General features: G+C 63.8%; 11 protein-coding genes. 8 read left to right on the top strand and 3 right to left on the bottom strand.

Translation table 11 applies throughout. The features are described 5' to 3' along the window. The first annotated feature begins 254 nt into the window (after positions 1–254). The 3 genes from carA (at position 255) to greA (ending at position 5,431) form a co-directional block, all read left to right on the top strand. Positions 255–1,418 carry a glutamine-hydrolyzing carbamoyl-phosphate synthase small subunit gene (gene carA / locus PMI40_RS21110; RefSeq protein ID WP_008119671.1) on the top strand — a complete coding sequence of 388 codons (1,164 nt, stop codon included), beginning with the start codon at positions 255–257 and terminating at the stop codon, positions 1,416–1,418. Continuing rightward, entirely contained in the window at positions 1,411–4,644 is a 3,234-nt protein-coding gene (gene carB, locus PMI40_RS21105) for a carbamoyl-phosphate synthase large subunit (RefSeq protein WP_008119669.1), read from the top strand. The genes carA and carB overlap by 8 nt, the downstream gene beginning before the upstream one ends. 310 nt (positions 4,645–4,954) lie before the next feature. Beyond that, on the top strand, positions 4,955–5,431 hold the full coding sequence (greA, locus tag PMI40_RS21095) for a transcription elongation factor GreA (RefSeq protein ID WP_008119667.1): 477 nt from the start codon (positions 4,955–4,957) through the stop codon (positions 5,429–5,431). Between the two features lie 123 nt (positions 5,432–5,554). On the opposite strand, the gene yhbY is transcribed toward greA, so the two are convergent. Then, a complete protein-coding gene (gene yhbY / locus PMI40_RS21090) occupies positions 5,555–6,013 on the bottom strand; it encodes a ribosome assembly RNA-binding protein YhbY (protein WP_008119665.1) in 459 nt (152 codons plus the stop codon). Positions 6,014–6,086: 73 nt separating this feature from the next. Here yhbY and PMI40_RS21085 point away from each other — a divergent pair, with 73 nt between their 5' ends. The 5 genes from PMI40_RS21085 (at position 6,087) to PMI40_RS21065 (ending at position 12,066) form a co-directional block, all read left to right on the top strand. Continuing rightward, positions 6,087–6,731 carry an RlmE family RNA methyltransferase gene (locus tag PMI40_RS21085; protein WP_008119663.1) on the top strand — a complete coding sequence of 215 codons (645 nt, stop codon included), beginning with the start codon at positions 6,087–6,089 and terminating at the stop codon, positions 6,729–6,731. 349 nt (positions 6,732–7,080) lie between these two features. Beyond that, positions 7,081–8,967 carry an ATP-dependent zinc metalloprotease FtsH gene (gene ftsH, locus PMI40_RS21080; protein WP_008119661.1) on the top strand — a complete coding sequence of 629 codons (1,887 nt, stop codon included), beginning with the start codon at positions 7,081–7,083 and terminating at the stop codon, positions 8,965–8,967. A 124-nt stretch (positions 8,968–9,091) separates the two neighbouring features. Next, complete coding sequence (gene folP, locus PMI40_RS21075) at positions 9,092–9,940, top strand: dihydropteroate synthase (RefSeq protein ID WP_008119660.1); 849 nt, start codon at positions 9,092–9,094, stop codon at positions 9,938–9,940. A 63-nt stretch (positions 9,941–10,003) separates the two neighbouring features. Then, positions 10,004–11,338, top strand: a complete 1,335-nt coding sequence (gene glmM, locus PMI40_RS21070) for a phosphoglucosamine mutase (protein WP_008119658.1) — start codon at positions 10,004–10,006, stop codon at positions 11,336–11,338. A gap of 38 nt (positions 11,339–11,376) precedes the next feature. Beyond that, positions 11,377–12,066: a response regulator gene (locus tag PMI40_RS21065; protein WP_008119656.1), complete on the top strand. Its 690-nt coding sequence runs from the start codon at positions 11,377–11,379 to the stop codon at positions 12,064–12,066. A 3-nt stretch (positions 12,067–12,069) separates the two neighbouring features. Here PMI40_RS21065 and PMI40_RS21060 read toward each other — a convergent pair whose 3' ends face one another. Then, positions 12,070–13,356 carry a cytochrome c gene (locus tag PMI40_RS21060; protein WP_008119654.1) on the bottom strand — a complete coding sequence of 429 codons (1,287 nt, stop codon included), beginning with the start codon at positions 13,354–13,356 and terminating at the stop codon, positions 12,070–12,072. Next, positions 13,353–14,066 carry a cytochrome c gene (locus tag PMI40_RS21055; RefSeq protein ID WP_369770853.1) on the bottom strand — a complete coding sequence of 238 codons (714 nt, stop codon included), beginning with the start codon at positions 14,064–14,066 and terminating at the stop codon, positions 13,353–13,355. Before PMI40_RS21055 ends, PMI40_RS21060 begins: the two co-directional genes overlap by 4 nt. Positions 14,067–14,106 lie beyond the last annotated feature (40 nt).

Below are 14,106 nucleotides of genomic sequence, written 5' to 3'. Positions count from 1 at the left end.
ACTCTTGTCGTTTCTGCCTCATCGGGCGGGTGGCATGGCAAAACCCCGCGCCCCGGGTTTGCCGTGAGAGCCCGCTTACGCTATAATTGTGCGGTTTAGCCAAATTTAAATTCCGCCGTAGCGCATACCATATCTCCACCTCGTTCCCGCAGGCCAACATCCCGATTCGCCCGAATCCCGGGGTGCGCGCCGGTCGGTCTGGTGTACGAGGTCTCCCGGTCATCCAGCGGCGGTAACCATCTCAGGAGTTACCCTTGCTGCCTCTTCTTTCCGGTCCCGCGATTCCGGCCGTGCTCGCCCTCGCAGACGGGTCTGTCTTCCACGGATTTTCCATCGGCGCCGCTGGCAACACGACCGGCGAAGTGGTGTTCAATACCGCAATGACCGGTTACCAGGAAATCCTGACCGATCCCAGCTACAACAGCCAGATCGTCACGCTCACCTATCCCCACATCGGCAACACCGGTGTCAATCGTGAAGACGTCGAGGCCAGCCGCATCCACGCCGCCGGCCTGATCATCAAGGACCTGCCGCGCCTGGTGTCGAACTTCCGCAGCCAGCAGTCGCTGTCGGAATACCTGGCCCAGGATGGCATCGTCGCCATCGCCGGCATCGATACCCGCAAGCTGACCCGCATCCTGCGCGAGAAGGGTGCCCAGAACGGCGCCATCGTCGCCGGTGAGGCCGATGTCGAGGCGGCTACCGCCAAGGCGCTGGAACTGGCGCGCGCCTGGCCCGGCCTGGCCGGCATGGACCTGGCCAAGGTCGTGTCGACCACCAAGGCCTACAACTGGACCGAGACCGAATGGAAGCTGGGTCGCGGCTATGGCCAGCAGATCACCCCCAAGTTCCACGTGGTGGCGTTCGACTACGGCATCAAGTTCAACATCCTGCGCATGCTGGCCGAGCGCGGCTGCAAGGTTACCGTGCTGCCGGCGCAGGCGAGCGCCGCCGAGGCGCTGGCGCTCAATCCCGATGGCGTGTTCCTGTCCAACGGTCCGGGCGATCCGGAGCCCTGCGACTATGCCATCGCAGCCTCGAAGGAATTGATCGAGCGCGGCATCCCGACCTTCGGCATCTGCCTGGGTCACCAGATCATGGCGCTGGCCTCCGGCGCCAAGACGCTGAAGATGAAGTTCGGTCACCATGGCGCCAACCACCCGGTGCAGGACCTCGACACCAAGCAGGTGATGATCACCTCGCAGAACCACGGTTTTGCGGTTGACCAGGCCACCCTGCCGGCCAACTGCCGCGTGACCCACGTCTCGCTGTTCGATGGTTCGCTGCAAGGTTTCGAGCGCACCGACCAACCCGCATTCTGCTTCCAGGGTCACCCCGAAGCATCCCCTGGACCGCATGACATCGCCCCCCTGTTCGACAAATTCGTGGCGATGATGGAGAAGAAACAAAATGCCTAAGCGTAACGACATAAAAAGCATCCTCATCATTGGCGCCGGCCCGATCATCATCGGCCAGGCCTGTGAGTTCGACTATTCCGGCGCCCAGGCCTGCAAGGCCTTGCGCGAGGAAGGCTTCAAGGTGATCCTGGTCAACAGCAATCCGGCGACCATCATGACCGACCCCGAGATGGCCGACGTCACCTACATCGAGCCGATCACCTGGCAGGTGGTCGAACGCATCATCGCCAAGGAAAAGCCGGATGCGATCCTGCCGACCATGGGCGGCCAGACCGCGCTCAACTGCGCGCTCGACCTGCATCGCCACGGCGTGCTCGACAAGTACAAGTGCGAACTGATCGGTGCCTCGCCGGAAGCCATCGACAAGGCCGAAGACCGTTCCAAGTTCAAGGATGCGATGACCAAGATCGGTCTCGGTTCGGCCCGTTCCGGCGTGTCGCACACGATGGAAGAGTCGTGGGCCGTGCAGAAGACCCTGGGCTTCCCGGTGATCATCCGTCCCTCGTTCACCATGGGCGGCACCGGCGGCGGTATTGCCTACAACGCCGAGGAATTCGAGACCATCTGCAAGCGCGGCCTGGAAGCCTCGCCCACCTCCGAACTGCTGATCGAGGAATCGCTGATCGGCTGGAAGGAGTACGAGATGGAAGTGGTGCGCGACAAGGCCGACAACTGCATCATCGTATGCTCCATCGAGAACCTGGACCCGATGGGCGTGCACACCGGCGACTCGATCACCGTGGCGCCGGCGCAGACGCTGACCGACAAGGAATACCAGATCATGCGTAACGCCTCGCTGGCGGTGCTGCGCGAGATCGGCGTCGACACCGGTGGCTCCAACGTGCAGTTCTCGGTCAATCCGGCCGACGGCCGCATGATCGTCATCGAGATGAACCCGCGCGTGTCGCGTTCGTCGGCGCTGGCATCGAAGGCGACCGGCTTCCCGATCGCCAAGATCGCCGCCAAGCTGGCGGTGGGCTTCACGCTCGACGAGTTGCGCAACGAGATCACCGGTGGCGCGACCCCGGCCTCGTTCGAGCCCTCGATCGATTACGTGGTGACCAAGATCCCGCGTTTCGCGTTCGAGAAATTCCCGCAGGCAGACAAGCATCTGACGACCCAGATGAAGTCGGTCGGCGAAGTCATGGCCATCGGCCGTACCTTCCAGGAATCGTTCCAGAAGGCGTTGCGCGGCCTGGAAGTGGGCGTCGACGGCATGAACGAGAAGACCACCGACCGCGAGACCATCGAGGAAGAGCTGGGCGAGCCCGGTCCCGACCGCATCTGGTACGTGGGCGATGCCTTCGCCCAGGGTTTCTCGCTGGAAGAAGTGCATGCGCTGACCCACATCGACCGCTGGTTCCTCTCGCAGATCAAGGAGATCGTCGACATCGAACTGTGGCTCGAGAAGGAAGCCTCGCTGACCGCGCTCGACCGCGCCACGCTGTTCCAGTTGAAGCAGAAGGGTTTCTCCGATCGGCGCCTGGCCAAGTTGCTCAAGACCACCGACACCGAAGTGCGCCAGCAGCGCCACAAGCTGGGCGTGCGCCCGGTCTTCAAGCGCGTCGATACCTGCGCCGGCGAGTTCTCGACCAACACCGCCTACATGTATTCGACCTACGACGAGGAGTGCGAGTCCAATCCTACCGACAAGAAGAAGATCATGGTGCTGGGCGGCGGTCCCAACCGTATCGGCCAGGGCATCGAATTCGACTATTGCTGCGTCCATGCGGCGCTGGCGATGCGCGATGACGGCTACGAAACCATCATGGTCAACTGCAACCCGGAAACCGTCTCGACCGACTACGACACCTCCGACCGCCTGTACTTCGAGCCGCTGACGCTGGAAGACGTGCTGGAGATCGTCGACATCGAGAAGCCGTACGGCGTGATCGTGCAATACGGCGGCCAGACGCCGCTCAAGCTGGCGCTGGACCTCGAAGCCAATGGCGTGCCTATCGTCGGCACTTCGCCCGACATGATCGATGCGGCCGAAGACCGCGAGCGCTTCCAGAAGCTGCTGCAGGACCTGGGCCTGCGCCAGCCGCCCAACCGCACCGCCCGTACCGAAGCCGATGCGCTGCGCCTGGCGCAGGAAATCGGTTACCCGCTGGTGGTGCGCCCATCCTACGTGCTGGGTGGCCGCGCGATGGAAATCGTCCACGAGCAGCGCGACCTCGAGCGCTACATGCGCGAGGCCGTGAAGGTCTCGCACGATTCGCCGGTGTTGCTGGATCGCTTCCTCAACGACGCCATCGAAGTCGACGTCGACTGCCTCTCGGATGGCGAACGCACCTTCATCGGCGGCGTGATGGAACACATCGAACAGGCTGGTGTGCACTCGGGCGACTCGGCCTGCTCGTTGCCGCCGTACTCGCTGTCCAAGGACACCATCGATGAACTGAAGCGCCAGACCGCGCTGATGGCCAAGGGCCTCAACGTGGTGGGCCTGATGAACGTCCAGTTCGCGATCCAGCAGGCCGAGGTCGACGGCAAGACGGTCGACACCGTGTTCGTGCTCGAAGTCAACCCGCGCGCCTCGCGTACGGTACCGTTCGTGTCCAAGGCCACCGGGCTGCAACTGGCCAAGATCGCGGCGCGCTGCATGGTCGGGCAGTCGCTCGACAGCCAGGGCATCAAGAACGAGGTGGTGCCGCCTTACTATAGCGTCAAGGAAGCGGTGTTCCCGTTCGTCAAGTTCCCGGGCGTCGATACCATCCTCGGCCCCGAGATGAAGTCGACCGGCGAAGTCATGGGCGTGGGCAAGACCTTCGGCGAAGCCTTCGTCAAGTCGCAGCTGGGCGCCAGCGTCAAGCTGCCGACCTCGGGCAAGGTGTTCCTCAGCGTCAAGAACAACGACAAGCCGCGCGCCGTGCAAGTGGCGCGCGACCTGGTGGCGCTGGGCTTCTCGGTGGTGGCGACCAAGGGCACTGCAGCGGCCATCAGCGCCGCCGGCATTGCCGTGACCACGGTCAACAAGGTGGTCGAAGGGCGTCCGCACATCGTCGACATGGTCAAGAACAACGAGATCGCGCTGGTGGTCAACACGGTGGAAGAAAAGCGCAACGCGATTGCCGACTCGGGTGCCATCCGTACCTCGGCGCTGGCTGCGCGCGTGACGACCTTCACCACCATCGCCGGCGCCGAAGCGGCCATCCAGGGCATGCGTCAATTGGAGGCGCTGGACGTCTACGATTTACAAGGTCTCCATAAAGCTATACACTAAACCCACAACACGTTACCTTGCCGACAAGAACTAATTGCCGGCAAGTCCAGAGGGCATCTGAGCAATCGATGCCCTCTGTGACTTTTGGAGCGCCTTGTAGAAGGCGCCCGCCAGGTTTGCCAGCAAATGGGCGTGTTGGGTGAAGGCCGGTGGAACTACTTCGCCGGCACCTGCTTCATCAACAAGGTGCTTCCCCGTAAAGACAAGAGTCGGTCGCCTGACGGCGGCGGGGTCTTTTTTTTTGTTTTGTATCGGGACCGTTGGATCATCCGGCGTTTTCCGGAATTCCCTAACCTTTAGCAAGAGACTTATGAGCACAGTTCCCCTTACCAAGCGTGGCGCAGAACTCCTCAAGGAAGAACTGCAACGATTGAAAACCAAAGAACGTCCCGACGTCATCAATGCGATCGCCGAAGCGCGCGCGCAGGGCGACCTGTCGGAAAACGCCGAGTACGAATCGGCCAAGGAGCGGCAAGCCTTCATCGAAGGCCGCATCGCCGACCTGGAAGGCAAGCTGGGTGCGGCGCAGATCGTCGATCCGACCGAGCTCAACGCCGAAGGCCGGGTGGTGTTTGCTTCTACCGTCGACCTGGAAAACCTCGACAGCGGCGAGAAGGTGACCTACCAGATCGTCGGTCTGGACGAGGCCGATATCAAGGTCTCGAAGGTGTCTGTGACCTCGCCCATCGCGCGGGCCCTGATCGGTAAGAGCGCCGGCGACGTGGTGGCCGTGGAAGCGCCGTCGGGCATCAAGGAATACGAAATCCTGGAAGTGCGTTACGTCTGACGGCGTGACGGTCTGAACCGACGCCGGCATCGATCGGCGCCGGTGAGTCGGAGAACGAAAATGCCCGCATCAGCGGGCATTGTATTTTGCAGGCCGGGGCGAATCGCGATTCGCCCCGCGGCATCAGGCGCCGGGTTTCTTGGTGCTGCGCTGGCGCGGCTTGGCCTTGCGGATATTGCCGCCGGCCGTGACCCGTTCGTTACCCTTGAGCATGACCTTGTTGACGGTCGGGCGCTTGGTGGTGTGGGTCTTGACGATGGTGACTTCACGCAGGCCGCCCTTGGCGCCGGCCGACTTCTTCTTTTCTTCGTCCTTCTTGGGGCGATAGATGACCAGCAGTTTGCCGATGTGTTGCACCTGCGCCGCATCGAGCTGTTCGCAGATGGCGTCGTAGATGCCGATGCGTGCCTCGCGGTCGTCGCCGAATACACGCACCTTGATCAGGCCGTGGAAATTGAGGCTGTTGTCGATTTCCTTGAGGACCGATTCGGACAAGCCGCTTTCGCCGACGATCACGACAGGGTTCAGCGCATGTGCTTGGGCGCGCAGTTCGCTGCGCTCGGCGGGGGTAAGTTTCAACATGGGAATGCGATGGCGGGGCGGCGCGGTAGTGCCAAGCCGTCCCTGAAAGAGATAAAACCAGTATTCTACGCGAATGGCAAAGAACAAATTAAACAAAAACTGGCTGCACGACCATATCAACGATCCTTACGTCAAGCTGGCGCAAAAGGAAGGTTATCGTGCGCGGGCGGCTTACAAGCTCAAGGAAATCGACGAGGACGAACGCCTGATCAAGCCCGGGCAGGTCATCGTCGACCTCGGCTCGACCCCGGGCAGCTGGTCGCAATACGTGCGCAACAAGCTGGCTGGCGCCGAGGGGGGGGGCATCCACGGTACCGTCATCGGGCTCGACATGCTGCCCATGGAACCGATCGCCGACGTCCATTTCATCCAGGGCGACTTTCGCGAGGAAGCCTTGCTGGCCGAGCTGGAGGCAGTGCTGGACGGGCGCCGCGTCGATCTGGTGCTGTCGGACATGGCGCCCAACCTGTCGGGAGTGGCCATTGCCGACGCGGCCCGGGTCGAGCATCTGATCGACCTGGCCATCGAATTCGCACAGGTCCACATGAAGCCGTCCGGCGCCTTGCTGGTGAAGTGTTTCAACGGCACCGGCTATAACGAACTGCTGCACAAGTTCAGGGCCGAGTTCAAGACCGTGACGTCGAAGAAGCCCAAGGCCAGCCGCGACAAGTCGTCCGAAATATTCCTGCTGGGGAAAATCCTGAAGAACCCGCGCTGAAAGCTGCGATAAAGTAAGCCGACACGCGACATTTATCGGCAGATAGCCGCTCTTCGGTCTTGTTTTGGGTGTTCCCGCCACAATATCGATTGACGGGAGTCGTCATGATGGCAGGTAGCGATGCCGAGGTGACGGCCAGCGTGCCTTTTGATGCCACCCGTTCGATGCCACTCTGATAACAATGAGGGTGCGGACCCGGTGCCGTTCGACAACGATACGCGATTAAACTTATTGTCGCGTTGCGGTGTCGCACGCAATGGCGGGTGGTTTCCTAGTAAGGGTAATTGAATCCGGGTAAAATCCCGGGATACAAAGGCAACGTGGCGCGCTTCGCGTCGGAGGAGTTCCAGTGAACAACATGTTTTCCAAGGCTGCCATCTGGGTAGTCATTGCACTCGTCCTGTTTATGGTATTCAAACAGTTCGACAGCCGCAGCGTTGCTTCGGGTGCAAAGTCGATCGCGTATTCGGATTTCATCAGCGAGGTGAAGGCCGGTCACATCAAGGACGCGACCATCGAAGACCGTACCATCGTTGCCACCACGCAAGACGGCACCAAGGTCAAGACCGCAGCCACCTACCTGGATCGCGGTCTGGTCGGTGACCTGCTCAACAATGGCGTCAAGTTCGACGTCAAGCAGCCGGAAGAGCAATCGTTCCTGTCGCAGGTGTTCATCTCGTGGTTCCCGATGCTGTTGCTGATCGGCGTGTGGATCTTCTTCATGCGCCAGATGCAGGGCGGCGGCAAGGGCGGGGCGTTCTCCTTCGGCAAGTCCAAGGCGCGCATGCTCGACGAGAACAGCAACTCGGTGACCTTCGCCGACGTCGCCGGTTGCGACGAAGCCAAGGAAGAAGTCCAGGAGCTGGTCGAGTTCCTGCGCGATCCGACCAAGTTCCAGAAGCTGGGCGGTCGTATTCCGCACGGCGTGCTGATGGTCGGTCCTCCGGGTACCGGCAAGACCTTGCTGGCGCGTGCCATTGCCGGCGAAGCCAAGGTGCCTTTCTTCACCATCTCCGGTTCGGACTTCGTCGAAATGTTCGTCGGCGTGGGCGCATCGCGGGTTCGCGACATGTTCGAGAACGCCAAGAAGCACGCGCCCTGCATCATCTTCATCGACGAAATCGACGCCGTCGGTCGCCATCGCGGCGCCGGCATGGGCGGCGGCAACGACGAACGTGAACAGACCCTGAACCAGATGCTGGTCGAGATGGACGGTTTCGAGGCCAACTCCGGCGTCATCGTCATCGCCGCCACCAACCGTTCCGACGTGCTCGACAAGGCGCTGCTGCGCCCGGGTCGTTTCGACCGCCAGGTGATGGTGGGCCTGCCCGACATCCGCGGCCGCGAACAGATCCTGTACGTGCACATGCGCAAGGTGCCTATCGCGCCTGACGTCAAGGCCGACATCCTGGCCCGTGGTACCCCCGGTTTCTCGGGTGCCGACCTGGCCAACCTGGTCAACGAGGCAGCGCTGTTTGCCGCCCGTCGCAACAAGCGCCTGGTCGAGATGCAGGACTTCGAGGACGCCAAGGACAAGATCGTCATGGGCCCGGAACGCAAGTCGGCCGTCATGCGCGAGGAAGAGCGTCGCAATACCGCCTACCACGAGTCCGGTCACGCGGTGGTGGCCAAGCTGTTGCCCAAGGCCGATCCGGTGCACAAGGTCACCATCATGCCGCGTGGCTATGCGCTGGGCCTGACCTGGCAGTTGCCCGAGCATGATCGGGTCAACATGTACAAGGACAAGATGCTGGAGGAAATCTCCATCCTGTTCGGTGGCCGCATCGCCGAGGAGATCTTCATGCACCAGATGTCGACCGGCGCGTCCAACGACTTCGAGCGCGCCACCAAGCTGGCGCGTGCCATGGTCACCCGCTATGGCATGTCCGAGACGCTGGGCACGATGGTCTACGAAGACTCCGAGCAGGATGCCTATTTCGGGCGCATGTCTGCCAAGACCGTGTCCGAGGCGACCCAGCAAAAGGTCGATGCCGAGATCCGCACCATTCTCGACACGCAATATGCGCTGGCGCGCAAGCTGCTGGAAGACAACCGCGAGAAGGTCGACGTGATGGCCAAGTCGCTGCTCGACTGGGAAACGCTGGACGCCGACCAGGTCAACGACATCATGAACGGCGACGAGCCGCGTCCGCCGCGCAATGGTGTGCCGACCAAGAAGTCGTCGTCCGACAATCGCCCCGGCGATGTAACGCCGACGGCCACCGCACCCGCCTGATTGCCGGCCGTCACGGCGGCAGGCAAAAAAGGGCGAGGAGAAATCCTCGCCCTTTTTTCCGTCTGATGCACAAGCGCGGCCGTAGCCGACAGGGCAATACCGAACAGACCGATATCGAGAACTGATGACACAAGCATTTCTGAAATGCGGCAGGTTCCGACTGCCGATGGCGCCGGGGCGCCGACCGCTGGTGATGGGCATTCTCAATGTCACGCCGGACTCCTTTTCCGACGGCGGGCGCCACGCCAAGCTCGAGTTCGCCCTCTCGCATGCCGAGCAGATGATCGCCGACGGCGTCGACATCATCGACATCGGTGGCGAATCGACCCGTCCCGGCATCGCGCCGCTGTCGCTGGAACAGGAGCTCGAGCGCGTCATGCCGATCATCTATGCGCTGCGCGATTGCGGCAAGCCCTTGTCGATCGACACCTACAAGCCTGCCGTGATGCGCCAGGCGCTGCTGGCCGAGGTCGACATGATCAACGATATCAACGGCTTTCGTGCCGAGGGCGCCATCGAAGCGGTGCGTGACAGCGAGGCCGGCCTGTGCGTGATGCACATGCAGGGCCAGCCGCAGACCATGCAGCAGGAGCCGTACTACGACGATGTGGTGGACGAGGTGGGCCAGTTCCTGCTGCAGCGGGTGCAGCAGATGAGCGCGGCAGGCATCGCCCGCGAACGCATCTGCATCGATCCGGGCTTTGGATTTGGCAAGACCTTGGCGCATAATCTGGCACTGCTGCAGCAGACCCGGCAACTGATCGACCGGCTCGGGCTACCGCTGTTGGCGGGCATGTCGCGTAAGTCGATGGTGGGCGCGGTCACCGGCAAGCCGGTCGACAAGCGCATGGCCGGCAGCGTCGGAGCGGCCTTGGCCGCGGCCCAGCAAGGGGCCATGATCGTCCGCGTGCACGACGTCGCCGAGACGGTCGACGCGCTGGCGATGTGGCAGGCGGGACGCCCGCCGCAATAATTCGATGGAGACCGCCTGTCGGTGTCGACAACGACAGACGACGGAGCATTTGGAGAACGGAACATGGCAGCAAAATATTTTGGCACCGATGGCATACGCGGTCGCGTCGGCACCGCACCCATCACGCCCGATTTCGTCATGCGCCTGGGCTACGCCGCCGGGCGCGTGCTGGCCAAGTCGCGCGATGGGGCGGCGCGGCCCACGGTCTTGATCGGCAAGGACACCCGCATCTCGGGCTACATGCTGGAGGCCGCGCTGGAGGCCGGACTGGCAGCGGCCGGCGTGGATGTGATGCTGGCCGGGCCGGTGCCGACCCCGGCGGTGGCCTATCTCACGCGCGCGCTGCGGCTGTCGGCCGGGATCGTGATCTCGGCCTCGCACAATCCGTTTCACGATAACGGTATCAAGTTCTTCTCGGCCACCGGCAACAAGTTGCCCGACACGGTCGAGGCCGATATCGAGGCCGCGCTCGAGCAGCCGATGGAATGCGTATCGTCCGAAAAACTGGGCAAGGCGCGCCGGCTGGACGATGCCCAGGGCCGCTACATCGAGTTCTGCAAGAGCAGCTTCCCCAATGCGCTCGACCTGCACGGCATGACGCTGGTGGTCGATTGCGCCCATGGCGCGGCCTACAACATCGCGCCGCACGTGTTTCATGAACTGGGCGCCGAAGTCATCAGCATCGCCAACAAGCCCAATGGCCTGAATATCAACGACAAGTGCGGTGCCACCGCGCCGCAAGCCTTGTCGGAAGCGGTGCGCACGTATAACGCCGATCTCGGCATTGCGCTCGATGGCGATGCCGACCGGCTGTTGATGGTGGACGCGGGCGGGCGCATCTACAACGGCGACGAGCTGCTGTACCTCATGGTCAAGGACCGGCTGGCCACCGGCCCGGTGGCCGGCGCGGTCGGCACCCTCATGACCAACATGGCGCTGCAGGTGGCCTTCAAGCGGATGGGCATCGCCTTCGAGCGCGCCAAGGTGGGCGACCGCTATGTGCTCGAGGTACTGCAGGAAAAAGGCTGGCTGCTGGGCGGCGAGGGCTCCGGCCATCTGCTGTGCCTGGACAAGCACACCACCGGCGACGGGATCGTGTCGGCGCTGCAGGTGCTGTCGGCGCTCAAGCGCAGCGGCCAGACGCTGGCGCAGATGACGGCCGACCTGACCCTGTTCCCGCAGGTACTGATCAACGTCAAGATCCCGGCAGGCTACGACTGGAAATCCAACGTCGCGCTGCAGGCCGAGACGGCAGCGGTGGAAGCGGCGCTGGGCGAGCGCGGTCGTGTATTGTTGCGCCCCTCCGGCACCGAGCCGCTGATCCGCGTGATGGTCGAAGCCGAAGATGCCGTCCTGGCGCGCACCATGGCCCAGCGCATCGCCGAAAAGGTGCTGTAAGTGCGCATGCAACGCCTGAACCGGCCAATGGAAAAGCGATGACACAGCCCCAGGTCCTGATGGTGGAAGATGAACCGGCCATCGCCGAGCTACTGCGTTTCACGATGCAGGGGGCGGGCTTTGCCACCACCCTGGCCACCGATGTGCAACAGGCGCGGCGCCAGATCGCCGAGGCCTTGCCGCATGTGGTGCTGCTGGACTGGATGCTGCCCGACAGTTCGGGCCTGGCGCTGCTGTCGGAATTGCGCCGCGACGCCCGCACGGCGACCCTGCCGGTGATCATGCTCACCGCCAAGGGCATGGAAGAAGACAAGGTGCGCGGCCTCAACGAAGGCGCCGACGATTACGTCACCAAGCCGTTCTCGCCCAAGGAACTGGTGGCGCGGGTGCAGGCGCTGTTGCGTCGCAAGACCCCCGAGGTGGGTAGCCAGGCCCTGACCTATGGCGCCATCATGGTCGACGCCGAGCGGCTGCAGGTATCGCTGGCGCAACGCGAGGTAACGCTGGACCAGGCCGAATTCAAGTTGCTGCGGTTCCTGGTGGCGCACCCGGAGCGGATCTTTTCGCGTACGCAGTTGCTCGACAAGGTGTGGGGCGACCATACCTTCATCGAAGAGCGTACGGTCGACGTCCACATCATGCGGCTGCGCAAGTCGCTGGGCGAACTGGCGCACTACGTGCAGACCGTGCGCGGCGTCGGTTACAAGCTCAGTGCCAGCGGCCAATAGGCGCTACTCCAGCGGCACGCCGCGCAGCCGGTTGACCTCGGCCGCGCCGACCATCCCGCCGCGGTTGCTCCAGCTGTTGCGCACGTAACTCACCACGGCGGCCACTTCCTCATCCGACAACTGGTGCCCGAACGGCGGCATGCCGAACGGGTAGGGGTTGCCGGCCGTCGACGGCGGATAACCACCGTGCAACACGATCCTGATGGCATTGACCGGTAGCGCGGCCAGGGCCGGGTTGCCGTCCAGCGGCGGATAATCGGGTGCGATGCCCTGGCCGCGCGCATTGTGGCAATCGACGCACAGCTGTCGATAGAGCCGTTCACCGGTGCGCATGACCTGCTCGGCCTGTTGCGGCGGCGACGACACCCGGTCGGTGGCAGGCGTGGCCAGCGCCGGCAATGAACGCAGGTAGGTGGTCATGGCGGCGATGTCCTGCGGCGTCAGGTATTGCAGGCTTTGCCCCACCACCTCGGCCATCGGTCCCATGACGGCCGCCCGTTGCGACACGCCATTGGCCAGCAAGGTGCCCAACTCGTCACTGCTCCACTGGCGCAGGCCATGCGGGCCGTCTGCCTGCAGGGACGGTGCCATCCAGTCCAGGCCCGGGATCAACCCGCCGGACAGGTCGTCCGGCTTGCCGGCGGCCCCAAACCCGTTGCGCGTGCTGTGGCATCCGCTGCAATGACCCAGTCCCTGCACCAGGTAGGCGCCGCGGTTCCACTGCGCGCCTTGCTGCGGCTGCGGCTGGTATTGGCCTGGGGCGAAGTACAGTGCGCGCCAGAATCCCAGTAGCCAGCGCTGGTTGTACGGAAAGCGCAATTGATGCGGCGTGTTGGCGCGCGCTGCCGGCGGCAGGCTTTGCAGGTAGGCGAACAGGGCGTCGGCGTCGGACCGCGAGACCCGGGTGTAATTGGTGAATGGAAAAGCCGGATAGAGGAAGCGACCATCCTTGCCGCGGCCATGGTGCAGCGCGCGCCAGAAGTCGTCGGCGTTCCAGGTGCCGATGCCGCTGTGGCGATCGGGCGTGAGATTGCTGGTATAGAGCGTGCCGAACGGGGTCGGCATGGCGCGTCCGCCGGCGTAGGGGGTGCTGCCGCGCGCGGTGTGGCAGCCCATGCAATTGCCGGCGCGGGCCAGGTAGGCGCCGCGTGCCACCTGGGCCGCCGGGTCGGTGATGGCGACCGCCTGTCCCATCGTCTCGGGACGCAGCCACTGCCAGGCCAGCAGTGCCAAGCCGGCCAGCACGAACATGGCCAGGCCGCCCGCCAGCGTCATCGACAGGCGTTTCATGGCGTCGCTCCCACGCTGCCGCAACGGATAGGCAGGGCCGCCGTGGATGCGACAGCCAGCGGCGCGTCCGACGGCTGCAGCGCCAGCCAGGTGCTGACCGCGTGGATCTCGTCGGGCGTCAGGGCCTGGGCGACATCGGCCATGCAATCGGGCGCATGGGCGCGCCGTGCGCCGTTGCGCCAGGCCCCCAGCTGGGCGCTGATGTAGTCGCGCGGCAGGCCCAGCAAGCCCGGGATCGCCGGCTGCAGGCCCGACAGCGCCTGGCCATGGCAGGCCGCGCACGCCGGCAGCCGGCGCTCCGGTGCACCCTGCGTGGCCAGCAGCCGGCCCCGTTCCAGCACTGCGGCCGAGGTATTGCCGGCGGCCGCCGTCGCGCCGGGCGGATGCTGTTGGGCGAAATGGCGCGCGATCTGGCGCAGGTAGTCATCCGAAAGATTGGTCAGCAGGTAATTCATCGGCGGGTAGCGCCGCTGCCCGTCACGAAAATGCCGCAGCTGGTTATAGAGGTAGCCTTCGGGCTTGCCGGCGATGCGGGGGTAATAGCCGTCCGGCCCGGCCCGGCCTTGGGCGCCATGACAGGCAACGCAGGCGGCCACCCGCTCGGCCATCGCCGGCACCTGTGGCGCACCGGCCTGGGCGGCGGCATGGCAGGCCAGCATCAGCGCCACGCCACATAGCGCAGGCATGAAGGCCTGGCCGATGGGCGGCATGAAGCGGGCAAGGCGGATGGCGGACTTCGATGTCAACGGG

It is taken from the genome of Herbaspirillum sp. YR522 (assembly GCF_000282575.1).
In the GTDB taxonomy this organism is placed as follows: Bacteria; Pseudomonadota; Gammaproteobacteria; order Burkholderiales; family Burkholderiaceae_D; genus Herbaspirillum.
The sequence above is the reverse complement of the archived record's forward strand: the minus strand, read 5'-3'. Positions and strand labels throughout refer to the sequence as shown.